The sequence below is a fragment of the Variovorax sp. 10N432 genome (genome assembly GCF_056394465.1).
The window spans coordinates 85,455-106,313 of sequence record NZ_JBFTHX010000007.1; the positions used below are offsets into that span (position 1 = coordinate 85,455).

The 20,859-nt window shown below is 68.6% G+C and carries 22 protein-coding genes and 1 riboswitch; of the genes, 7 read left to right on the forward strand and 15 right to left on the reverse strand.

All coding sequences use genetic code 11. The annotated features are described in order from the left end of the window. Positions 1-6: 6 nt before the first annotated feature. The 5 genes from AC1DF3_RS10760 to AC1DF3_RS10780 are packed head-to-tail and all read right to left on the reverse strand — an operon-like array spanning position 7 to position 5,087. Positions 7-783 carry an ABC transporter ATP-binding protein gene (locus AC1DF3_RS10760; protein ID WP_301812317.1) on the reverse strand — a complete coding sequence of 259 codons (777 nt, stop codon included), beginning with the start codon at positions 781-783 and terminating at the stop codon, positions 7-9. Continuing rightward, positions 780-1,784, reverse strand: a complete 1,005-nt coding sequence (locus tag AC1DF3_RS10765) for a FecCD family ABC transporter permease (protein ID WP_301812318.1) — start codon at positions 1,782-1,784, stop codon at positions 780-782. The genes AC1DF3_RS10760 and AC1DF3_RS10765 overlap by 4 nt, the downstream gene beginning before the upstream one ends. After that, positions 1,781-2,641 (reverse strand): ABC transporter substrate-binding protein, encoded by an 861-nt coding sequence (locus AC1DF3_RS10770; protein WP_478139627.1) that lies wholly within the window; start codon positions 2,639-2,641, stop codon positions 1,781-1,783. Before AC1DF3_RS10770 ends, AC1DF3_RS10765 begins: the two co-directional genes overlap by 4 nt. After that, positions 2,638-3,219 (reverse strand): bifunctional adenosylcobinamide kinase/adenosylcobinamide-phosphate guanylyltransferase, encoded by a 582-nt coding sequence (locus AC1DF3_RS10775; protein WP_478139628.1) that lies wholly within the window; start codon positions 3,217-3,219, stop codon positions 2,638-2,640. The genes AC1DF3_RS10770 and AC1DF3_RS10775 overlap by 4 nt, the downstream gene beginning before the upstream one ends. Beyond that, positions 3,201-5,087, reverse strand: a complete 1,887-nt coding sequence (locus AC1DF3_RS10780) for a TonB-dependent receptor domain-containing protein (RefSeq protein ID WP_478139629.1) — start codon at positions 5,085-5,087, stop codon at positions 3,201-3,203. Before AC1DF3_RS10780 ends, AC1DF3_RS10775 begins: the two co-directional genes overlap by 19 nt. An 81-nt stretch (positions 5,088-5,168) precedes the next feature. Then, a riboswitch (cobalamin riboswitch) is annotated at positions 5,169-5,406 on the reverse strand. A gap of 68 nt (positions 5,407-5,474) precedes the next feature. Here AC1DF3_RS10780 and AC1DF3_RS10785 point away from each other — a divergent pair. From AC1DF3_RS10785 to AC1DF3_RS10800, 4 genes are all read left to right on the forward strand, one after another. Continuing rightward, positions 5,475-5,693: a DUF904 domain-containing protein gene (locus AC1DF3_RS10785; RefSeq protein ID WP_286531650.1), complete on the forward strand. Its 219-nt coding sequence runs from the start codon at positions 5,475-5,477 to the stop codon at positions 5,691-5,693. Continuing rightward, a complete protein-coding gene (locus tag AC1DF3_RS10790) occupies positions 5,693-6,025 on the forward strand; it encodes a cell division protein ZapA (RefSeq protein WP_286531649.1) in 333 nt (110 codons plus the stop codon). Before AC1DF3_RS10785 ends, AC1DF3_RS10790 begins: the two co-directional genes overlap by 1 nt. Before the next feature lie 359 nt (positions 6,026-6,384). After that, positions 6,385-6,828, forward strand: coding sequence for a universal stress protein (locus AC1DF3_RS10795; protein ID WP_286531648.1), 444 nt, complete (start codon positions 6,385-6,387; stop codon positions 6,826-6,828). 41 nt (positions 6,829-6,869) lie between these two features. Then, positions 6,870-7,295 carry a universal stress protein gene (locus tag AC1DF3_RS10800; RefSeq protein WP_286531646.1) on the forward strand — a complete coding sequence of 142 codons (426 nt, stop codon included), beginning with the start codon at positions 6,870-6,872 and terminating at the stop codon, positions 7,293-7,295. Between the two features lie 5 nt (positions 7,296-7,300). On the opposite strand, the gene AC1DF3_RS10805 is transcribed toward AC1DF3_RS10800, so the two are convergent. From AC1DF3_RS10805 to lgt, 6 genes are all read right to left on the reverse strand, one after another. Then, positions 7,301-8,839: a malonate--CoA ligase gene (locus AC1DF3_RS10805; RefSeq protein WP_478139630.1), complete on the reverse strand. Its 1,539-nt coding sequence runs from the start codon at positions 8,837-8,839 to the stop codon at positions 7,301-7,303. A gap of 7 nt (positions 8,840-8,846) precedes the next feature. Next, positions 8,847-9,623, reverse strand: a complete 777-nt coding sequence (locus tag AC1DF3_RS10810; RefSeq protein WP_478139631.1) for an enoyl-CoA hydratase/isomerase family protein — start codon at positions 9,621-9,623, stop codon at positions 8,847-8,849. Next, positions 9,620-10,609: a Bug family tripartite tricarboxylate transporter substrate binding protein gene (locus tag AC1DF3_RS10815; RefSeq protein ID WP_478139632.1), complete on the reverse strand. Its 990-nt coding sequence runs from the start codon at positions 10,607-10,609 to the stop codon at positions 9,620-9,622. The genes AC1DF3_RS10810 and AC1DF3_RS10815 overlap by 4 nt, the downstream gene beginning before the upstream one ends. Positions 10,610-10,687: 78 nt before the next feature. Further along, entirely contained in the window at positions 10,688-12,145 is a 1,458-nt protein-coding gene (locus tag AC1DF3_RS10820; RefSeq protein WP_286531641.1) for a malonyl-CoA decarboxylase, read from the reverse strand. Further along, positions 12,142-12,810, reverse strand: a complete 669-nt coding sequence (locus AC1DF3_RS10825; protein WP_286504229.1) for a GntR family transcriptional regulator — start codon at positions 12,808-12,810, stop codon at positions 12,142-12,144. The genes AC1DF3_RS10820 and AC1DF3_RS10825 overlap by 4 nt, the downstream gene beginning before the upstream one ends. 96 nt (positions 12,811-12,906) lie before the next feature. Continuing rightward, positions 12,907-13,734 carry a prolipoprotein diacylglyceryl transferase gene (lgt, locus tag AC1DF3_RS10830; RefSeq protein ID WP_286522442.1) on the reverse strand — a complete coding sequence of 276 codons (828 nt, stop codon included), beginning with the start codon at positions 13,732-13,734 and terminating at the stop codon, positions 12,907-12,909. Positions 13,735-14,138: 404 nt separating this feature from the next. On the opposite strand from lgt, the gene bfr reads away from it, so the two are divergent. Further along, positions 14,139-14,609, forward strand: coding sequence for a bacterioferritin (gene bfr / locus AC1DF3_RS10835; RefSeq protein WP_301812333.1), 471 nt, complete (start codon positions 14,139-14,141; stop codon positions 14,607-14,609). 6 nt (positions 14,610-14,615) lie between these two features. Here the strand turns inward: bfr and AC1DF3_RS10840 are convergent, their stop codons facing one another. Next, on the reverse strand, positions 14,616-15,554 hold the full coding sequence (locus tag AC1DF3_RS10840; protein WP_478139633.1) for a LysR family transcriptional regulator: 939 nt from the start codon (positions 15,552-15,554) through the stop codon (positions 14,616-14,618). 97 nt (positions 15,555-15,651) lie between these two features. On the opposite strand from AC1DF3_RS10840, the gene ilvD reads away from it, so the two are divergent. After that, positions 15,652-17,346, forward strand: coding sequence for a dihydroxy-acid dehydratase (gene ilvD / locus AC1DF3_RS10845; RefSeq protein ID WP_286367550.1), 1,695 nt, complete (start codon positions 15,652-15,654; stop codon positions 17,344-17,346). A 128-nt stretch (positions 17,347-17,474) separates the two neighbouring features. On the opposite strand, the gene AC1DF3_RS10850 is transcribed toward ilvD, so the two are convergent. Then, positions 17,475-17,729 carry a TIGR04438 family Trp-rich protein gene (locus AC1DF3_RS10850; RefSeq protein WP_286522445.1) on the reverse strand — a complete coding sequence of 85 codons (255 nt, stop codon included), beginning with the start codon at positions 17,727-17,729 and terminating at the stop codon, positions 17,475-17,477. Positions 17,730-17,831: 102 nt separating this feature from the next. Here AC1DF3_RS10850 and AC1DF3_RS10855 point away from each other — a divergent pair, with 102 nt between their 5' ends. Next, positions 17,832-18,137 carry a c-type cytochrome gene (locus AC1DF3_RS10855; RefSeq protein ID WP_286531638.1) on the forward strand — a complete coding sequence of 102 codons (306 nt, stop codon included), beginning with the start codon at positions 17,832-17,834 and terminating at the stop codon, positions 18,135-18,137. Positions 18,138-18,155: 18 nt separating this feature from the next. Here AC1DF3_RS10855 and AC1DF3_RS10860 read toward each other — a convergent pair whose 3' ends face one another. Both AC1DF3_RS10860 and acs read right to left on the reverse strand, forming a co-directional pair. Next, a complete protein-coding gene (locus AC1DF3_RS10860; protein ID WP_286531636.1) occupies positions 18,156-18,662 on the reverse strand; it encodes a LapA family protein in 507 nt (168 codons plus the stop codon). Between the two features lie 56 nt (positions 18,663-18,718). Beyond that, positions 18,719-20,716 carry an acetate--CoA ligase gene (acs, locus tag AC1DF3_RS10865; RefSeq protein WP_478139634.1) on the reverse strand — a complete coding sequence of 666 codons (1,998 nt, stop codon included), beginning with the start codon at positions 20,714-20,716 and terminating at the stop codon, positions 18,719-18,721. Positions 20,717-20,859: the final 143 nt, after the last annotated feature.

The following is a 20,859-nucleotide window of genomic DNA, read 5'->3' on the forward strand; positions in this document are numbered from 1 at the left end:
CGGTTGTCAGTGCGGCAGGGCCAGCCATTGGCCCGCCACGTGGTGAAAGGCGACCCGGTGGTCGAACACCGCTTCGAGCGCCCGATGGGTCGCGGCATCGCCGCAGCCGCCGTGATGGGTCACGCGGCCTGCCGCCATCACGACCATCGCGTCGGCGGCGAGCGCGGCGTTGAGTTCGTGCAGCACGCTGACCACGGTCTTGCCTTCGGCCACCAGCGCCTGCACGGTCCGCATCCAGTCGGCCTGGTGCGGCGGGTCGAGGTTGGCGAGCGGCTCGTCCATCAGCAGCAGCTCGGCCTCGACCGCCAGCGCCCGCGCCAGCAGCACCCGCTGGCGTTCGCCGCCCGACAGCTGGCCAAGCGGCCGCTCGCGCCAGTCCCAGGCCTGGGTGCTGCGCAGTGCGCGCTCGACCGCCGCCCGGTCGGCCGCGCTCGGGGCAGCCAGCCAGCGCTGGTGCGGCAGGCGCCCGAGCATCGCGACGTCGTAGACCGTCAGGTCGTCGGCGCTGCCCTCGCCGGCCACGCCCTGGCCCAGCCACGACAGGCGCCGGGCCCGAGCCCGGCCCGGGAGCGTGCTCAACGCTTGCCCATGGAGGCGCACCTCTCCGCCATGGGCCAGCAGGCCGGCGAGCACCTTGAGCAAGGTCGACTTGCCCGCGCCGTTGGGACCGACGATGCTGGTCCAGCGCCCCGACGCCAGCGACAGGTCGATGCCGTGCAGCACCTCGGCCAGGCCGAGCCTGGCCGACACGCCGCGGGCTTCGAGCGCGGCCGGCGTGCTCACAGGCCACCCCGCGCGCTGCGCCGGTGCATCAGCCACAGCAGGTAGCTGCCGCCGAGCACCGCGGTCAGCACGCCGACCGGCAGTTCCTGCGGCGCGACCATCCAGCGCGCCAGCAGGTCGGCCGCCATCAGCAGCAGTCCGCCCATCGCGGTGGACAGCACGATCAGCCGCCCATGCGTGGTCTTGACCACCGAGCGCACCAGGTGCGGCGCCGCCAGGCCGACGAAGGCGATCAGCCCGGTCTGCGCCACCGCGGTGCCGGTCGCCAGCGCCAGCACCGCCACCAGCGCGGCGCGCATGGCGCCGAGCGGCAGCCCGAGGCTGGCCGCCGTGGCCTCGCCGAGCGCCAGGCCGTCGAGCACCGGCGCCAACGCCCAGCCCAGCAGAAGGCATGCGACGCCGAGCCCGCCCATCACGGCGCAAGCGCTCCAGCCCACCAGCCCGGTGCTGCCGAGCATGAAGCCCTGGATGGCCTGCAGGATGTCGGCCGAGGCGATGGTCAGCAGGTCCTTGGCCGCCCCCAGCACCACGCCGACGATCACGCCCGCCAACAGCAGTCGCAAGGTCTGCTGGACGCCGCGCGCCAGCAGCAAGGTCAGCAGCACCGCCAGCACCGCACCGAGGAAGGCCGCGCCGGTCAGCCCCAGGCGCACCACCCATTGCGTGCTGGTCGGCGACAGGCCGAACAGCCAGAGCGCCAGCGCGACGCCGAGCGATGCGCCCGAGGCGCTGCCCAGCAGGTACGGATCGGCCAGCGGATTGCGGAACAGCCCTTGCGCGACCGCGCCCGCCAGTCCCAGCAGCGCGCCCGCGAGCCAGGCGCCGAGCGTGCGCGGCAGCCGGATGTCGCGCACGATCTGCAGCGCCACCGGGTCGTCGCCGGCCGCCAGCAGGTTCTCGAAACCGGTGCTGCCGATGCCCGCGCCCAGCACCAGCAGCGCGCCGGCCAGCGCCACCAGCAGGATGCCCAGCCCCCAGGCGCGGCGCTGCTGCCCCTTCACCCGTGCTCCTGCAGGCACTCGGCCATCAGGCGCGCCGCCTCGCCCATGCGCGGCCCGGGCCGGACCAGCACGTCGGATTGCTCGGCCGTGAAGCGGCAGATGCGGCCTTCGCGCACGGCCTTGATGCGGCCCCAGCCCGGCCGCTGCTCCAGCCCCTGGGCGCTGCGCTCGCCGACCATGATCAGGTCGGGATCGGCGCGGACCACGAACTCGGGGTTGAGCTTCGGAAATGGCCCCAGCGCAGCCGGCACGATGTTCCTGGCGCCGAGCCGCGCCAGGGTCTCGCCGATGAAGGAGGCTTCGCCGGCCGCATACGGGGCGCTGTTGACTTCGAAGTACACGCGCGTGCGCTTCACGCGCTCGGGCAGCGACTGGGCCGCCGCCGACACGCTGGCATCGATGGCGCGCCAGACCGCTGTCGCATCGCCGGTGCCGAGCACCCGGGCGAGCGCGTCGAGCACCCGCCGGACGTCGGCATGGTTCTTCGGCTCGAGCACCACCACCTTGAGTCCCAGTGCCTCGAGCCGGTCGGTGACCCGCGAGGACTTCGCCAGCAGCACCACGTCGGGCTTGAGCGCGACGATCGCCTCGACGTTCGGATCGATGCCGCCGCCGACCTGCGGCAGCGCCCGCACCGACGCCGGCCAGTTCGAATAGCGGTCGACACCCACCAGCCGGTCGCAGGCGCCCAGCGCGCAGACCGATTCGGTGAGCGACGGCAGCACGGTCACGATGCGCTGCGGCGGCCTCGTCAGCTCGACGCCCACGCCGCGCTCGTCGACCACCACGGTCGCCTGGGCCGCCAGCCCCAGCGCACACAGCCAGCCGGCGAACCACAGCCGGGCGATCCGCTTCATGGCGCATCCTTCAGGGTCAGCGGCAGCCCGGCGGCCATCAGCGTGACGCGCTCGCAGGCGGCGGCGACCTGCTGGTTCAGGAGGCCCAGGGCGTCGATGAAGGCACGCACCTCGCGGCCGAGCGGAATCACGCCAAGGCCAATCTCGTTGCCGACCAGGACCAGCGGACCAGGCGACTCGCCGATCGCCTGCAGCAACTCGGCGACCGCGCGATCGGCCGTCATCGACGCGCGCGGCGCCCCGAAAGGCACCATCAGATTGGTCAGCCAGAGCGTCAGGCAATCGACCAGCACCAGCGTGCGGGGGCCGGCGTTCTCGCGGATCGCCTGCGCCAGCGCCAGCGGCTCCTCGACCGTTTCCATGGCCGGCAGGCGGGCCGCGCGATCCTCGCGATGCCGCGTCACGCGCGCCAGCATCTCCTCGTCGAGCGCCCGCGCGGTGGCCACCAGCACCGCGCGGTGCGAGGGCGAGCGCGCCAGCCACGCCGCGGCGATCTGCTCGCCGCGGCGCGACTTGCCGCTCTTCTGACCCCCGAGGACCAGTTCGCGGCGGACGATGCTCACTGCTTCGGCTGCCACCGCACGGTCAGGTAGGCGCCGATTCCGGCCTGGTTGTAGCCATAGGCGGTCTCGTAGTGTTCATCGGTCAGGTTGGTGATGCGGCCCTGCACCGACCAGTCCTTGGCGAAGCGGTAATCCACATAGAGGTCGATCGTGGTGTAGGCGCCGAGTTTGCGCGTGTTGGCCGTGTCGTCAAAGCGGCTGCCGACGCTCAGGGCCGAAGCGCCCAGTTTCCAGGGGCCGGTGGTGTAGTCGATCGCCAGCGTCGCCTGGTTCTGGGCCCGGCGCGGCAGCTGCTTGCCGCTGATCTCGTTGCGCGGATCGAGCGAGTCGTAGCTGGCATGCAGGCCCACGGCGTCGAACTGGCCGTCGTAGCTCAGCGTGCCGCCGGTGATGCGCGCCTCGGGAATGTTCTGCGGCAGCGTCGTGTTGGTGATGAAGCCCTGGATCTTGTTGTCGTAGCCGACCAGCTTCACCGTGTGGGCGCCCTCGGTCCAGGTGATGCCGATATCCGTGTTCTTGCCCTCCTCCGGCTTGAGCGCCGGATTGCCGAAGCCCGGGTAGTAGAGCTGGTTGAACGACGGCGCCACGAAGCTGGTGCCCTGCGAGATGCTGACGCGCCAGTTCGGCGTGATGCGGTAGGCGTAGCCGGCATACCAGGTGTCGTCGTCGCCGAACTGCGAGTTGCTGTCGTGACGCGCGTTGAACTGCCAGCTGTGGGGACCGGAATTGCCGTTCAGGCCGACGAAGCCGGCATCGATCGTGCGCTCGGTCACCGTGTACGCGGTGTCGCTCTTGACCTTCTGCTCCAGGCGCTCGAGACCGGCCACCACGGTGCCGATCGGGGTCGCGATGTCGTTTTGCCAGAGGTACTGGTCCTGCGTCGTGTTGAAAAGGCCCGGCAGGTTGAACGGCGCCGCCACGATCGCGCGCGTGTCGTCGTCGCTGCGCGAATAGCGCAGCTGGGTGGTCCAGTTGGACAGCACCCGGCCATTGACGCCGGCATAGCCGGTCTGGGTCCGCAGTGTGCCGCGGGTGTCGCGGCCGGGGCCGTCGTCGTAGTGGTTCAGGCCATCGGCGTACAGCATGCCGGCGTCGAACTTCCAGTCCGGCGTGAACTGGTAGCCGAAGGAAGCGTTGGCGCCGGTCTGCGAGAACGGATCGCGGTCGGGGTTGAAGTTGCCGAACTGCACGTTGCGATTGGTGGCCGAGACGCTGTTGACCAGCGTGCGCGTGACGTCGAGCGAGTAGGTCGCCGCGCCCGCGCCGCCACTGAAGCCGCCGGTGATCTGCTTGTAGCTGTCGCTGCCGATGGTGGTGGAGGCGCGCGGGTTGAACACCGTCTCGCCCGGCGCCGCCTTGCGCGTGAAGATCTGCACGACGCCGCCGACGCCGTCGCTGCCGTAGAGCGCCGAGCCGGGCCCCTTGACCACTTCGATGCGGTCGATCAGCTCGACCGGGATGTTGTCCCAGACCGGCGTGCCGAGCGTCGCCGAGCCGTAGCGCACGCCGTCGATCAGGAGGATGGTGTGGCGCGCCTCGGCGCCGCGGATGTACACGCTGCTGCCCTTGCCCAGGCCGCCGTTGGCCGAGATCTGCACCCCCGCCATGCGGGCCAGGATTTCGGGCAAGGTACGGCTGGCCTGCTGCTCGATCTGGGCCCGTTCGATCACCACGGTGTCCGACACCAGTTCGTCGATGCGGGCTGGCGCGCGCGTTGCCGTCACGACGGTTTCGGCCAGGGTCGCCGCAGCGGCCTCCTGGGCCGAGGCCAGGTTCGGCAGCGAGGTCAGGGAAACGATGGCCAGCGCGATGGCAGGGGCGCGCGGAAGCGGGCACGGCGAAGCGCTGCGGATGGCGCAGGCGGACGAGACGACAGATTTCATGGAAGCGACAAAGATCAATGCCCGTCGCCGGCTTCCCCGCCGGCGTTTGGACGTCATGGCCGCCGACATGCTTCTCTCCATGCGGCAGCCGCCTCGTTGGCCGGTATCCGGGCTGGCAGCGCGGCCCTCGCCGCCTTCCCAGGCGCCTGTTTCAGAGCGCCCAGTGGCTGATTGACGAGGGTGGCATCCGAAGATGCCGTCTGCTTGACCGTTGCGGGGGCAGCGCAGGTTGGCTCGGCCCGATGGGCTCCGCCTCCTGCTTCCCGTTGAACTGCGCCGCGTGAACCGCGGCGCGAGCACCAACGCGTGGAATTGTAGGGTTTCTTGGCATCCGCCTTGCGTGCGGCGATGCAAACACGCCGGCGCCGGTAACTACAATCGTCCTCCATGCCTGCACCGAGCCGTATTGACCAGATCGCCGAGCGCGTCGAACGCCTGCTCGTGCGCCATGAGGAAGTACAGCGCACCAATGCGCTGCTCCAGGACCAGGTCGACGCGCTCACGCGCGAACGCGACACCCTCAAATCGCGGCTCGCCGCGGCGCGCACGCGGCTCGATGCCCTGCTCGACCACCTGCCCGCCGATCCCGGCCAAGACGCTCCCTGATGAAACAAATCGAAGTCCAGATCATGGGCCAGAGCTACCTGCTCGGCTGCCCCGAAGGCGGCGAGCCGCAACTGCGCGAAGCGGTCGAGCGAGTCGACGCCGCCATGTGCAAGATCCGCGACGCCGGCAAGGTCAAGGCGCGCGACCGGATCGCGGTGCTGGCCTCGCTGAACCTCGCTTTCGACCTCGTGCAGCGCGAAGCCGCGCCCGCGCCAGCGCCGCCCCCCGCGCCGGCCGCTGCGGCCGCCGGCAGTGCCGAAGACGACGCACGCGCCGCGCAATTGGTCCAGCGCCTCGACCAGGCCCTCGCCGGCGACGGACATTTACTCTGAAGCGTGGGCGCGCAGGTCACGGCGGGCGTAAAATACGTTTCGTCTGCGGTGCGAAGCTGGGCTCTATATTTCCTTGTACCAATGCTCTCCGGAGCAGGGCTTGGAACATCGCTTGGCGGGTGTGATCATCTCGCGTCAGATGAACCCGAAGCCTTGCTGACCTCGCCCACCTGAACCCTGGTTCAGGATGCGGGTTCGGCTCACACTCGCAGACACCTTTCATCGAAAGCCACGGCCCCGCAACAGGCGCCGTGGCTTTTTTTTTGCACCGGCGCTTTCCCCCGTCGGCATGACGTGAATCAAGTCCGTCCCGGCGACCCTTGTATTAAGCTCTTGGCGGTCCAACCACAGGAGCATTCATGTTCAAGCGAATCCTGGTCGCCACCGACGGCTCCCCCCTCGCCAAGAAGGCCGTGGCAAGCGCCATCGCGCTGGCCTCGCAGAACGGCGCCGAGCTGGTCGCCGTGACCGTGGTGCCACGCTACCCGACCAACTACTTCGACGGCGCCGCCGTGTTCACGCCCGAGGACATCGGCCGCATCGAGAAGCAATGGTCCGAGGCGGCTCAAGCGTCGCTCGACGAGATCGCCAAGCAGGCCGAGGCCAGCGGCGTCAAGGTCAAGACCTCGACGGTCAGCGCCGACCTTGTCGGCGACGCCATCATCGCCGCCGCGAAGAAGCACGACAGCGACACGATCGTCATGGCCTCGCATGGCCGCAAGGGCATCAAGCGACTGCTGCTGGGCAGCGAGACCCAGCATGTGCTCACCCATTCCGACCTGCCGGTGCTGGTCCTGCGCTGAGTCCGGCCCGTCATCCCATCCAGAACAACGAGAGGCCTTGCATGAAGATCCTGATCGCCGTCGACGGCAGCGCGCACACCCAGAAAGCCATCGACTACCTGGCGAAGAACCGCGCCATGTTCATCGACGGCAATGAACTCGTCGTGGTGCACGTGTGCATCGGCGTGCCCGGCCATGTGACCCGCCACCTCAGCAAGGAGATCGTGCGCGACTACTACGCCGAAGAGACCGCCAAGGTGCTCGATCCGCTCAAGGCCACGTTGGCCCGCGCCGGCATCACCAGCTACAAGGTCGACCAGCGCCACGGCCATGCCGCCGAGGAAATCCTCAAGGCCGCCGCCGACTGCGGCGCCGAACTGATCGTGATGGGCACGCACGGCCACGGCCTGTTCGGCCGGGCGCTGATGGGCTCGGTCGCGACCAAGGTGGTGGCCGAGACCGACATCTCGGTGCTGCTGGTCCAGTAAGGCCCTCAGGCCTTGAACAAGGCCTTGTGCTGCTCCCGCAGCAGGGCCTTCTGCACCTTGCCCATCGCGTTGCGCGGCAGTTCGTCGACCACGAAGCAACGCTTGGGGATCTTGAAGTTGGCGAGCTTTTCCTTGAGCTCGGCAATGATCGCCTCGCCGTCGATCGCGGCACCGGCCCGTGCCGTCACGATGGCCACGCCGACCTCGCCGAAGTCGGCATGCGGCACGCCGACGATCGCGCTCTCGGCGACGCCGGCCAGCTCGTTGATGAAGCCTTCGATCTCGGCCGGATAGACGTTGTAGCCGCCGCTGATGATCAGGTCCTTGCTGCGTCCGACGATCGTGACGTAGCCCAGTTCATCGAACTTGCCGACGTCGCCGGTCTTGAAGTAGCCGTCGGCGGTGAACTCTTCCCGGGTCTTCTCGGGCATGCGCCAGTAGCCCGCGAACACGTTGGGCCCGTCGACCTCGATATGGCCGATCTCGCCGGTCGGACACGGCGCGCCGGCATCGTCGCGCACCCGCAGCTGCACGCCGGGGAGCGGAAAGCCGACCGTGCCGCCGCGCCGCTCGCCCTGCACCGGGCTGTAGGGGTTGGAGGTCAGCATCGCGGTCTCGCTCATGCCGTAGCGCTCGAGGATGGTGTGGCCGGTGCGTTCGCGCCAGGCGTCGAAGGTGTCGATCAGGAGCGGCGCCGAGCCGGAGATGAAGACCCGCATGCGGCGGCAGGCCTTCTTCGTCAGCCCGCGCTCGGCCAGCATCCGGACGTACAGCGTGGGCACGCCCATGAAGACCGTCGCCTCGGGCAGTCGGGCCACCACGCGCGCGGCGTCGAAGCGGTTGAACCAGATCATCCGGCTGCCGCTGATCAGTGCGCCATGGATCGCGACGAAGAGCCCATGCACATGGAAGATCGGCAGCGCGTGGATCAGCACGTCGTCGCCGCGCCAGCCCCAGTAGTCCTTCAGCACCTCGGCGTTCGACGACAGGTTGCGATGCGTGAGCATCGCGCCCTTGCTGCGGCCGGTGGTGCCGCTGGTGTAGAGGATGGCGGCGAGATCGTCTTCCTGCTTCGGGGCGATCGCGTGGCGGTCGCTGCATTGCGCCGCCACTTCGAGCAATGTGCCGCTGCGGTCGTCGTCGAGCGTGAAGACATGGCGGGTGCCCGCCGCGGTGGCGATCGGCCCCACCCAGGACGCGTTGGCGCTGCTGCAGACCACGACGGCCGGCTCGGCATTGCCGATGAAATACTCGATCTCGGCGCCCCGGTAGGCGGTGTTGAGCGGCAGGAAGACATAGCCGGCGCGCAGGGTCGCCAGGTACAGCATCATCGCTTCGACCGACTTCTCGACCTGGACCGCGATGCGGGCGCCGGGCTCGAGGTCCAGCGCTTCCAGCAGGTTGGCGATCATGGCGCTGGCGCGGTCCAGGTCGCGCCACGAATAGCACAGGCCGTCGTCGGTCTCGATCGCGATCGCGTCGAGGTCGGAGGGAAAGGCCGCGCGCAGCACGGCGAACAGATTGGCGTTGGAAATGTCGGTCATGTCGATCTCAAAAGACGGGAGGCCGCTTGGCGAGGAAGGCGGCGATGCCTTCGCGATGCTCGGCGGTGTCGGCGTAATCGTAGGCGGTCGCCAGCAGCGGCGCGACACCCGCCTGGGCGCCGGCTTGCCGCAGGGCGGCGAAGGTGGCCTTGTTGAGGCGCGCCGCCGCGGGCGCCAGCGCGGCAATGCGATTCGCGTGGGCCAGCACGTCGGCCCGGAGCTCGGCATCGGGCAGCACGCGCAGCAGGAAGCCGGCGTCGCGCAGGCGCTCGGCGCCGTGCACGCTGGCCGCCAGCAGCATGTCGCGCGCCAGCACCTCGCCGATCGCGCCCTGCACCAGCGCCGCCTCGCGCGGCGCCATCGGAAAACCGAGCTTGGCGATCGGGGCGCCGAACTTCGCCGATTCGCCGGCCAGCCGGATGTCGCAGCAGCTCGCGATCTCGAGCCCGGCGCCCATGCAGGCGCCCTCGATGCACGCGACCAGCGGCAGTTCGCAGGCCAGCATGGCGGCCAGCGCCGCCCAGACCTCGTCCTCGTGGAAGGCGCGCAGCTGCTCGACCTCGAAGCGGAACGAGGGGTATTCGGAGATGTCGCCGCCGGCGCAGAAGGCGCCGCCCTCCCCGCCGACGACCACGCAGCGAAGCGCTGGCTGGTGCGCAAGACGCTCGAACACCTCGCGCAGCTCGCGCCACATGGCACGCGTCATGGCATTCAGGCGGCCGCTGTTCGCCAGGGTCACGAAGGCCAGCGGGCCCTCCGTGCGCAGCCCTACCGAAGACGTCATTCCAGCTTCGCCCCCGAAGCCTTGACCACCGCCGCCCAGCGCTTGATCTCCGCATTCACGAAAGCGGCGTAGGCGGCGTTGGTGACGTTCGGGATCTCCGAACCGTTGCTGGCCCAGATCGTCTTCAGTTCGTCACTGGCGAGCGCCTTCTTCATGTCGTCGACGATCCGGGCCTGCACCTCCGCCGGCGTGCCCTTGGGCGCCCAGAGTCCGTACCAGGTCGTCACGGTGTAGTCGGGCAAGCCCACCTCGGCGGCGCAGGGCACGTCGGGGAAGGCCGGATTGCGCTTGCTGCCGGCCACCATCAGCGCCTTGATCCGGCCGGCCTTGATGTGCTGGGCCGACGAGCCGAGGCCGTCGAACATCACGTCGACGTTGCCGGCGATCAGGTCCTGCAGCGCCGGTCCGGCGCCTCGATAGGGAATGTGCGTGATGAAAGTGCCGGTCTGCAGCTTGAACAGCTCGCCCGCCAGGTGGTGCGAGGTGCCGGCGCCGGCCGAGGCGTAGTTGAGCTTGCCCGGGTTCTGCTTGGCATTGGCGACGAAGGCCTTGAGCGTGGTCTCGGTGACCCGCTTCGGATTCACCACCACCACCTGCGGCACGTTGGCCAGCAGCAGCAGCGGCACGAAATCCCTTTCGAGGTCGTAGTCGAGCTTGGGGTAGATCGACGGCGCGATCGCGTGATGCACCGCGCCCATGAAGAGCGTATAGCCGTCCGGCGCCGCCTTGGCCGCGATGCTGGCCCCCACCGTGCCGCCGGCGCCGCCGCGGTTGTCGATCACCAGCGTCTGGCCGGTGAGCTTGGTGAACTGCGCCGACAGCGGCCGCGCGAAGGCGTCGGTGCCGCCGCCGGCCGGGAACGGCACGATCATCGTCACCGGCCGGGCCGGCCAGTGCGACTGGGCGCGTACGCCGGCCGCCGCCATCGCGGCGCTCGCCGCCGCCGCCAGGCGCAGCACGTCCCGCCGTTGAAAGCCTGAGGTCATCGGTTGTCTCCTGTTGTGGTTTGGCTGTCTTGCGCCGGGGCCCGAGGCGCGTCGGGTTGGAAGGACCCCAATGCTCTCTCAACCCTTGAGGAACAAGTCGTCGATGCCGCCCGAGACAGCCACCTTGCCCTGGGCGAGCCAGGCGCGGTGCTTGTCGAGCCGCTTGAGATCGTAGAGGTAATTGACCATCAGACCGTAGGACTGCCTGAGGCCTTTGGGCGACGGGTCGCCGCCCCAATTGAGCCGCTCCACCCGCGCCCCGTTGCCGAGATGGAAGCGCGCCACCGGATCGACCGGCTTGCCGTCGGCCGTGGCCCGTCCGAGGTATTCGGCCGCCGCCTGCAGCAGCAGCTGCCGCACCGGTGAGCGGGCATCGAGCGCCAGCGCCTCGTCGGCCGCGGCGAGGAAACGTTCGCCGGTCGGCGGCAGCGAGCCCACGGCACGCCCCAGTTCGGCGGCCCGCTTCTCGTCCAGCCGCGCGACGATCTCGTCGGCCTTCTTCGGCAGCCAGCCGCGAAAGCCGGGGATCGGCGACAAGGTCGCGAAGACCTTCAGCCGCGGCAGTTCGTCCTGCAGCGTCTCGACCACGCGCTTGATCAGCGAATCGCCGAAACTCACGCCCTTGAGCCCGGCTTGCGTGTTGCTGATCGAATAGAAGATCGCGGTCGTCGCCTTGTCCGGCCTGACCACCGCGGCCGCCTCGTCGAGCAGCGGCACGATGCCCTCGCTGATGTGGTCGACCAGCGCCACCTCGACGAAGATCAGCGGCGTGTTGGGCAGCCGCGGATGGAAGAATCCGTAGCAGCGACGATCGCTGTCGAGCCGGTTCTTGACGTCGGCCCAGCTCTTGATGTCGTGCACCGCCTCGTACTGGATGAGCTTTTCGATCAGCGAGGCCGGCGAGTCCCAGCTGATGCGCCGCAGGTCGAGGAAAGCCATGTCGAACCAGGTCGAGAACAGGTGCTCGAGCTCGGCCTCGAGCGGCAGCAGCCGGCGGTCGCCCTTCAGGTGCGGCAGCAGCTCGGCGCGCAGGTCGACCAGGAAGCGCATGCCGTCGGGATCGATCGCGAAGCGCTGCAGCAGCCGCGCGCGCGGCGACGCCAGGGCGCGCCGCAGTCCGATCTCGGCCTGGCCTTCGTCCGGCGTGCCGACCGCGGCCTCGTGCCGGTCGCGCGCCGTGCTGAGCTTCTGCACATCGGGCGCGAAGCGCTCGCTCATCAGCAGCCAGATGTCGCGCCGCTCGTCGAGCTCGCGGGCGCCATACCACTGCACCACGGCATGGGCGCGGCGACCGGCCTCGACCTCGCTGATCTGCGGGTCGACCACCGACTGCAGTTCGACCAGCGCGTTGCGCAGGGCCCGCGGCCCCAGCGCCTCGCCGGGACGGCGCAAGGTCGCCTCGAGCCGCTCGCCGAGCGGGCGCGGCCCCACGGCCCGCTTCCCCCTGGTCGAATCGGTGGCCGCCTTGGTGCCATCGGGCGCATGGCCCGGGCGCAGCAGGGAAACCCCGCGTGTGATCCAGTCGCCGGCATTCATGAGATGAGCTTCGCTTTCTGTTGCAGCGCGACCGCCCGCAGGGCCTCGCGCTGGCGGTTCAGGTGGGTCCGCATCGCGGCCTCGGCGCCGTCGCTGTCGCGGGCCTTGAGGGCGGCGAACACCGCGAGATGTTCGGACAGGCTCTGCTCGAGCCGTCCCGGCGCATGCAGCTGCTGCTGCCGCGCCAGCTTGAGGATCTTGCGCAGGTCGCCGATCACCTGCGCCAGCCAGCGGTTGTCGGCCAGCATGATGATCGCCTCATGGATCGCGAAATTGGTCGCGTAGTAGTCGTTGATGCGGCGTGCCCGCGCGTGCTTCGCGAGCCGGTCGTGCAGCGCTTCGAGCGCGGCGAGATCGTCGTCGCTGGCATGGCGCGCGGCCTCCCAGGCACAGCGGCCTTCGAGCAGCGCGATCACCGGGAAGATCTCGTCGAGGTCGCGCTGAGTGACCTCGGCGACGAAGCAGCCGCGGCGCGGCTCGTGCCGCAGCAGCCCTTCGGCGGTCAGCACCTTGAGCGCCTCGCGCAAGGGCGTGCGCGAGATCTGCAGGCGCTCGCACACCGACGCCTCGTCGATGAAAGCGCCCGGCACCAGCACCCCGCCGAAGATCTCTTCGCGCAAGGTGGCGGCGACTTCGTCGTGCAGGGAGTTCTGGACCAGGCGCATGGGCGGCTCTCGTAATTACGCGTAATTATGAGAATGCAGCCGCCAACGCGCAACGCCCCGGGGCCTCGGGAGATACCCGGCCCCGGCGGCCGCCGCTCAGCCCCTGAGGGCTCCGGCCACCGGCGCCGGACGGGCGCTGGCATAGAGCCAGAGGCCGAAGGCGATCATCGGCACGCAAAGCCACTGCCCCATGCTCATGTTGAGCGCCAGCAGGCCGAGGAAGTCGTCGGGCTCGCGGAAGTATTCGGCGATGAAGCGCATCAGGCCGTAGCCGATCAGGAACACCGCCGACACCCGCCGCTCGCCGCGGTCCTTGCGGGCGTAGAGCCACAGCAGCACGAACAGCAGCAGGCCCTCGAGCAGGAACTGGTAGACCTGCGAGGGGTGGCGCGGCAGCATCGAGCCGCTCTGCGGAAACACCATGCCCCAAGGCAATTCGGGGTTGCTGAAGCGGCCCCAGAGCTCGCCGTTGATGAAGTTGCCCACCCGCCCCGCCGCCAGACCCGTGGGCACGCAGGGCGCCACGAAGTCCATCACCTGCCAGAACGGCCGGGCGCGCGAGCGCGAGAACCAGACCATCGAGGCGATCACGCCGAGCAGCCCGCCGTGAAAGCTCATGCCGCCCTGCCAGACGAAGAAGATCTCGAGCGGATGGGTGAGGTAGTAGCCCGGCTTGTAGAACAGGCAGTAGCCGAGCCGGCCACCGACGATCACGCCCATCACGCCGAGGAACAGGATGTCCTCGACATCCTTGCGGGTCCAGGCGCCGGGGCCGGTGATCGAGCGGAAGGGTTCGTGCCCGAGCCGGCGCGTGCCGAGGAAATAGAACAGCGCGAAGGCAGCCAGGTAGGTCAGGCCATACCAGTGGATGGCGACCGGTCCGAGCTGCAGGGCGATGGGGTTGATCTGCGGGTACATGAGCATGGGACAGATTGTGCCGTCCCGATGCGAACGCTTCTGAGACACAGGCCCATGCAGACCGCGCAAAGGGGGACATCTTCCCCGCCGTCCCCGGTTCGACCGATACTCGGGTCTTCACCTAGGGCCTGTTCACCCTATTTCCGGGGTCGCGTTGTCGAGCAAAGGGGCTGGATGCAAGGCGCCCGCGCGCAGCAAGGCTTGCGCCTTGCAAGCGCGGGCAACGCGGCAGACGGCCCCTTTGCTCGGCAACCCGAAGGGAAGGTATGCCAGGGCGGGCCACTCCGCGTTGCGCTCCTTGCATGTGCCAACGCACATGCGGCGTCGCACGCCTTGATTGGCCCGCCCTGGCATACCTTCGCGACCCCGGAAATAGGGTGAACAGGCCCCCAAACAACAAGGCAAGCCCCATGCAGGGAAACCCACAGGTCATCGATTACTTCAAGCAACTGGTGCGCGGCGAACTCGCCGCCCGCGACCAGTACTTCATCCATTCCCGCATCTACGAGGACCAGGGCTTCGTCAAGCTCTACACCCGCCTCGACCACGAGATGCAGGAGGAAACCCAGCACGCCGACGCGCTGATCCGCCGCATCCTGCTGCTCGGCGGCCTGCCGGACATGCGTCCGAAGGAATTCACGCCCGGCCAGACCGTGCCCGAGATGCTGCAGAAAGACCTGGACACCGAATACGAGGTGCGCGAGGCGCTCAAGCAGGGCATGGCGCTGTGCGAAAGCGTCGGCGACTACGTCAGCCGCGACCTGCTGCTCGCCCAGCTCAAAGACACCGAGGAAGACCACGCCTACTGGCTCGAGAAGCAGCTCGGCCTGATCGACAAGGTCGGACTCGAGAACTACCTCCAGACCCAGTCGCAAGCCTGAGGGCGCTCAGCCGCCCTCCTCCATCCGCTCGCGCACGAAGCCGACGAAACGGTCAAGCGCCGGGTGCGCGTCGCCTTCCAGCCACACCAGGCTGGTCTCGCACAGCGGGACCGCCGGCTGTTTCCTGCCGCGCGCACCGGCCCTGTCGGGCGTGCGGTAGACCACCCCGGTGCGGCGGAACTGCATCACGCTCTCGGGAACCCAGGCGAGGCCGAGGCCGGCCGACACCAGGTTGACGATGGTCTGCATCTGGATCGCTTCCTGCGCCACCACGGGCAGCCGGCCGGCCGCGTGGTAGAGCCCGAAGACCGCGTCATGCAGCGAAGGCGCGATGCGGCGCGGAAAGATCACCAGCGGCTCGCCGAGCACCGCCTCCCAAGGCAGCGGCTGCGCGCTCGCCAGCGGATGGTGCTCGGGCAGCGCCAGCACCAGCGGCTCGACAGCCACCCGCAGGTGGCTGAGCCCCGGCGGCGCGAAGCCCGGCGAGTGCAGCATCAGCCCGGCATCGATGTCGCCCCGCTGCAGGTCCCGCAGCTGCACGTCGCCGGTGGCCTCGACCAGTTCGAGCACCACCTGCGGACTGTGTTCGCGAAAGGCGCGCACCCAGCCCGGCAGCTGGTCGAAGCCGATGGTCGAGACGAAGGCCAGCCGGACCCGCCCGACCTCTCCGGCCGCCGCCGCGCGGGCCCGCGACGGCAGGGCCTGGGCGCGCGCCAGCAGCTCGCGCACCTCCGGCAGCAGCGCCTCGCCGGCCGGCGTCAGCGCCACCCGGCGCCGCGTGCGGTCGAACAGCAGCACCCCGAGCGTGCGCTCGAGCTGGGCGATCGCCTGGGTGACCGGCGGCTGTGTCATGTGCAGCCGCAGCGCGGCACGGCCGAAGTGCAGCTCCTCGGCAACGGCCACGAACTGGCGCCAGGCGCGCAGGTCGATCGGTGCTTCTTTCATATGCCAAGCATATCAATAGCACCGACAAATAGGATTGGAAGCAATCAATCAATCGTCCGATACTTGGCATCCCCCGATCACGAACGCGAGAACCACGATGGACACGAAACCGATCCAGATCAACCGCCGCAGCGCCAACATCGTCGAAGGCAAGAGCCGGGCGCCGAACCGCTCGATGTTCTACGCCATGGGCTACCAGGAAGGCGACTTCAAGAAGCCGATGGTCGGCGTCGCCAACGGCCACAGCACCATCACGCCCTGCAACTCGGGCCTGCAGAAGCTGGCCGATGCGGCCATCGAAGGCATCGAGGAAGCCGGCGGCAACGCGCAGGTGTTCGGCACCCCGACCATCTCCGACGGCATGGCGATGGGCACCGAGGGCATGAAGTACTCGCTGGTGAGCCGCGAAGTGATTTCCGACTGCATCGAGACCTGCGTCGGCGGCCAGTGGATGGACGGCGTGCTGGTGGTCGGCGGCTGCGACAAGAACATGCCCGGCGGCCTGATGGGCATGCTGCGCGCCAACGTGCCGGCGATCTATGTCTACGGCGGCACCATCCTGCCCGGCCGGTACAAGGGCCAGGACCTCAACATCGTGAGCGTGTTCGAGGCGGTCGGCCAGAACGCCGCCGGCAACCTCAGCGACGAGGACCTGCGCGAGATCGAGATGCGCGCGATCCCCGGCACCGGCTCCTGCGGCGGCATGTACACGGCCAACACCATGAGCTCGGCCTTCGAGGCGCTGGGCATCTCGCTGCCCTACTCGTCGACCATGGCCAATCCGCACGACGAGAAGGCCAACTCGGCCAAGGAGTCGGCCAAGGTGCTGATCGAGGCGATCAAGAAGGACATCAAGCCGCGCGACATCGTCACCAAGAAGGCGATCGAGAACGCGGTGGCCGTCATCATGGCCACCGGCGGCTCGACCAACGCGGTGCTGCACTTCCTGGCGATCGCCCACGCGGCCGGCGTCGACTGGTCGATCGACGACTTCGAGCGCATGCGCAAGAAGGTGCCGGTGCTGTGCGACCTGAAGCCCAGCGGCAAGTACCTGGCGGTCGACCTGCACCAGGCCGGCGGCATCCCGCAAGTGATGAAGGTGCTGCTCAACGCCGGCCTGCTGCACGGCGACTGCCTCACGATCAGCGGCCAGACCATTGCCGAAGTGCTGAAGGACGTGCCCGACCAGCCGCGCGCCGACCAGGACGTGATCCGCCCGATCGGCAACCCGATGTACGCCGAGGGCCACCTCGCCATCCTCAAGGGCAACCTGTCGCCCGAAGGCGCGGTGGCCAAGATCACCGGGCTCAAGAACCCGGTCATCACCGGCCCGGCGCGCGTCTTCGACGACGAGCAGTCGGCGCTGCAGGCGATCCTCGACGGCAAGATCAAGGCCGGCGACGTCATGGTGCTGCGCTACCTGGGCCCCAAGGGCGGACCGGGCATGCCCGAGATGCTGGCGCCCACGGGCGCTCTGATCGGCGCCGGCCTGGGCGAAAGCGTCGGCCTCATCACCGACGGCCGCTTCTCGGGCGGGACCTGGGGCATGGTGGTCGGTCACGTGGCGCCCGAGGCGGCGGCCGGCGGCACCATCGCCTTCGTCAACGAAGGCGACTCGATCACCATCGACGCCCATGAACTGAAGCTCGAACTCAATGTGCCGGAAGCCGAGATCGCCAAGCGGCGCGAAGGCTGGAAGGCACCGGCGCCGCGCTACACGCGGGGCGTGCAGGCGAAGTTCGCCTTCAATGCCTCGAGCGCGAGCTCAGGCGCGGTGCTCGACAAGTATTGAGCTCGCCCCCAGGTTGCCGGGCACTGCGTGTCCGGGCGCCCACCCCCTACCGGGGGCAACACCAGCGGCCCGGCAAAGCCGGTTCCGCGGTGTTTCTGGTGAAGAGCGCGCTAGAGGCGCCTGGCCCCTCAGCGCCGCTTGCGGTTCGAGCGGCTGGTGAGCATGCCGAGATTGCTGCGCTGGCGGTCGATGCGGTCCTGGCGCCGCTGGTTCTCTTTTTCGACCACCTTGCGCTTGGTGTAGCCCGAGGCATCGGCCCAGGCCCACCACGCGATCGCGAGCGCGAACGGAATCAGCACGACCCACCAGCTCCAGGTGGCGACGAAGCCGATCTCGAAAAACTTGAGCGCCACACCCAGCAGGCCCAGCATCAGGAACCACATCGCGAACTTCTCCGTTGAGTCAGGGACACGCCGGCCAAGACGGTCCACCGCCCTGCCTACAATCGCGTTGATACGACTTTAACGCACCCACGCACGTCACTCATGAAAAAAGCGCTCTTGCTCGCCGTGGCCACCCTGGCCTGCGCCGCGCCCGCCTTCGCCGACCTGGCGCTGGCGACGTCAAAGAACTGCATGAGCTGCCACGCGGTCGATCGCAAGGTGCTGGGCCCCTCGTTCAAGGACGTGGCCGCGAAGTACAAGGACGACAAAGGCGCCGTCGACATGCTGGCGACCAAGATCATCAAGGGCGGCGCGGGCGTCTGGGGCCCCGTGCCGATGCCCGCCAACAACCAGGTCAGCGAGGCGGACGCCAAGAAGCTCGCGGCCTGGGTGCTGTCGACCAAGTAGGCACGGCAGCACGCCGGCTCAGACCGCCGGCGGCATGGCGGACGGTGTCGCCACCGGGCGCCGTTCGAGGCGATCTTCCAGCTGTCCGATGTGAGCCGCGATCGAGTTCTCGGATTGCTCGGCGCGCTGCCTGGCAGCGGCCTCCACCTGTTCGATGCGCGCCAGCAAGGCTGCGTGCCGCTCGGCATTGCGCGCCATGTGGACGTTTTCCTGGGTTTCGAGAAAGCTGCGCAGCTCGGTGAAGCGCGAGGCCTCGGCCTTGTCGGCGAGGTCGCGCTGGGCTTGCATTTCCTTGGTGTGCCGGCGCGTCTCCATCAGGATCGAGCTTTGCAGGTAGACCACGTAGGCCACGAAGAAGATGCCGAGCAGTGCCGTCAGGCCCAGCATGATCAGCCCCAGCGGCGCCGTGACCTGCATGAAGCCGATCGAGATCAAGGTGGGTGTTGCGATCGTGCCCCAGTTCAACGCGGCCAGCGCTGCGATCAGCAGCACGACGATCAGCAAGACGGCGGTTCTCAATCCCATTTTTGTTTTTCCCTGAAGTTGAACCGCTGGCGGCGACGCGCCGCCAGCGCCCTCGCTCAGTACGCCTGGCCCAGCTGTTCGAGGATGGCCGGGTTCTCCAGAGTCGAGGTGTCCTGGGTGATGGCCTCGCCCTTGGCGAGGCTGCGAAGCAGGCGCCGCATGATCTTACCGCTGCGCGTCTTCGGAAGATTCTCTCCGAAGCGGATGTCTTTCGGTTTTGCGATCGGACCGATCTCCTTCGCCACCCAGTTGCGCAGTTCGGTCGCGATCTTGCGCGCTTCCTCTTCGCTCGCCGGTCGGCCGCGCTTGAGCACCACGAAGGCGCAGACCGCTTCGCCCGTCACGTCGTCGGGCCGCCCCACCACGGCCGCCTCGGCCACCAGGTCGGTCTTGGCCACCAGCGCCGATTCGATCTCCATCGTGCCGAGCCGGTGGCCCGAGACGTTGAGCACGTCGTCGATGCGTCCCGTGATGCGGAAGTAGCCGCGGTCGGCGCTGCGCACCGCGCCGTCGCCGGCGAGGTAGATCGTGCCGCCCATCTCCTCGGGGAAATAGCTCTTCTTGAAACGCTCGGGGTCGTTCCAGATGGTGCGGATCATCGACGGCCAGGGGCGCTTGATGACCAGCATGCCGCCGGCCCCGTTGGGGATGTCCTTGCCGGTCTCGTCGACGATCGCGGCCATGATGCCCGGCAGCGGCAGCGTGCACGACCCCGGCACCAGCGGCGTGGCGCCCGGCAGCGGCGTGATGACGTGGCCGCCGGTCTCGGTCTGCCAGAAGGTGTCGACGATCGGGCACTTCTCGGCGCCGATGTTCCGGTGGTACCACATCCAGGCTTCGGGATTGATCGGCTCGCCCACGGTGCCGAGGATGCGCAGCGATGACAGGTCCCAGTTCTTCGGGTGCACCTTCTCGTCGCTGTCGGCCGCCTTGATCAGCGAGCGGATCGCGGTCGGCGCGGTGTAGAAGATCGTGACCTTGTGCTTCTCGATCATCTGCCAGAAGCGCCCGGCGTGCGGGAAGGTCGGGATCCCTTCGAACACCACCTGGGTCGCACCGGCGGCCAGTGGGCCGTAGGCGACGTAGGTGTGGCCGGTGATCCAGCCGATGTCTGCGGTGCACCAGAAGACGTCCTCGGGACGGACGTCGAAGGTCCAGTCCATCGTGAGCTTGGCCCACAGCAGGTAGCCGCCGGTGGCATGCTGAACGCCCTTGGGTTTGCCGGTCGAGCCCGAGGTGTAGAGGATGAACAGCGGATGCTCGGCGCCGACCGGCACCGGCGGGCATTCGCTGGCCTGGCCTTTCAGCGCATCGGCGAAGGTCTTGTCGCGCCCGGCCACCATCGCGCAGGCGGTCGCGGTGCGCTGGTAGACCAGCACGCTCTTGATCGACTCGCAGCCGCCGAGCGCGATGCCGTCGTCGACGATCGCCTTCAGCGGCAGTTCCTTGCCCCCGCGCAGCTGATAGTTGGCGGTGATGACGGCGACCGCGCCGGCGTCGATGATGCGTTCCTGCAGCGCCTTGGCCGAGAAGCCGCCGAAGACCACGCTGTGGGTGGCGCCGATGCGGGCGCAGGCCTGCATCGCGATCACGCCTTCGATGGTCATCGGCATGTAGATGATGACCCGGTCGCCCTTGCGGATGCCCTCGGCCTTGAGCGCGTTGGCGAACTGCGAGACACGTGCCAGCAGTTCCTTGTAAGTGACCTTGGTGACCGCGCCGTCATCGGCCTCGAAGATGATCGCGGTCTTGTTCTCGACCGGGGTGCCGATGTGCTTGTCGAGGCAGTTGGCGGAGGCGTTGAGCTCGCCGTCCTCGAACCACTTGTAGAACGGCGCGTTCGACTCGTCGAGCGTGCGCGTGAAGGGCTTGGTCCAGGTCACGTTGGCTTTCGCCTGGCGGGCCCAGAAGCCGTCGAAGTCGTCCGCGGCCTCTTTGCAGAGCGCGTCGTAGGCGGCCATGCTGGCGATGCGCGCCCCCTTGCTGGCCCGCTCGTCGGGCGGAAAGACACGGTTTTCGACCAGGACGGATTCGATCGTCGATGCGCTGCTCATTCTTGTCTCCTGTACCAAACGTGATGACGGGTCGTAATGTCGGATTCCGCACTTACGGACGACTGACGGGCCATGTTAACTACACGGGGCATTGCGCAGTTCGGTCACAGGCCGCCCCTAGAATCGCCGTTTTACAGCTGTTC

Bases quoted from the DNA above. Each gene is read 5' to 3' on its own strand.
- AC1DF3_RS10770 (WP_478139627.1), bottom strand. From the start codon at position 2,641: ATGAAGCGGATCGCCCGGCTGTGGTTCGCCGGCTGGCTGTGTGCGCTG.
- AC1DF3_RS10860 (WP_286531636.1), bottom strand. From the start codon at position 18,662: ATGGGATTGAGAACCGCCGTCTTGCTGATCGTCGTGCTGCTGATCGCA.
- AC1DF3_RS10800 (WP_286531646.1), top strand. From the start codon at position 6,870: ATGAAGATCCTGATCGCCGTCGACGGCAGCGCGCACACCCAGAAAGCC.
- acs (WP_478139634.1), bottom strand. From the start codon at position 20,716: ATGAGCAGCGCATCGACGATCGAATCCGTCCTGGTCGAAAACCGTGTC.
- ilvD (WP_286367550.1), top strand. From the start codon at position 15,652: ATGGACACGAAACCGATCCAGATCAACCGCCGCAGCGCCAACATCGTC.
- AC1DF3_RS10780 (WP_478139629.1), bottom strand. From the start codon at position 5,087: ATGAAATCTGTCGTCTCGTCCGCCTGCGCCATCCGCAGCGCTTCGCCG.
- AC1DF3_RS10840 (WP_478139633.1), bottom strand. From the start codon at position 15,554: ATGAAAGAAGCACCGATCGACCTGCGCGCCTGGCGCCAGTTCGTGGCC.
- AC1DF3_RS10805 (WP_478139630.1), bottom strand. From the start codon at position 8,839: ATGACCGACATTTCCAACGCCAATCTGTTCGCCGTGCTGCGCGCGGCC.
- AC1DF3_RS10825 (WP_286504229.1), bottom strand. From the start codon at position 12,810: ATGCGCCTGGTCCAGAACTCCCTGCACGACGAAGTCGCCGCCACCTTG.
- AC1DF3_RS10790 (WP_286531649.1), top strand. From the start codon at position 5,693: ATGAAACAAATCGAAGTCCAGATCATGGGCCAGAGCTACCTGCTCGGC.
- AC1DF3_RS10855 (WP_286531638.1), top strand. From the start codon at position 17,832: ATGAAAAAAGCGCTCTTGCTCGCCGTGGCCACCCTGGCCTGCGCCGCG.
- bfr (WP_301812333.1), top strand. From the start codon at position 14,139: ATGCAGGGAAACCCACAGGTCATCGATTACTTCAAGCAACTGGTGCGC.
- AC1DF3_RS10820 (WP_286531641.1), bottom strand. From the start codon at position 12,145: ATGAATGCCGGCGACTGGATCACACGCGGGGTTTCCCTGCTGCGCCCG.
- AC1DF3_RS10785 (WP_286531650.1), top strand. From the start codon at position 5,475: ATGCCTGCACCGAGCCGTATTGACCAGATCGCCGAGCGCGTCGAACGC.
- AC1DF3_RS10795 (WP_286531648.1), top strand. From the start codon at position 6,385: ATGTTCAAGCGAATCCTGGTCGCCACCGACGGCTCCCCCCTCGCCAAG.
- lgt (WP_286522442.1), bottom strand. From the start codon at position 13,734: ATGCTCATGTACCCGCAGATCAACCCCATCGCCCTGCAGCTCGGACCG.
- AC1DF3_RS10850 (WP_286522445.1), bottom strand. From the start codon at position 17,729: ATGTGGTTCCTGATGCTGGGCCTGCTGGGTGTGGCGCTCAAGTTTTTC.
- AC1DF3_RS10815 (WP_478139632.1), bottom strand. From the start codon at position 10,609: ATGACCTCAGGCTTTCAACGGCGGGACGTGCTGCGCCTGGCGGCGGCG.
- AC1DF3_RS10810 (WP_478139631.1), bottom strand. From the start codon at position 9,623: ATGACGTCTTCGGTAGGGCTGCGCACGGAGGGCCCGCTGGCCTTCGTG.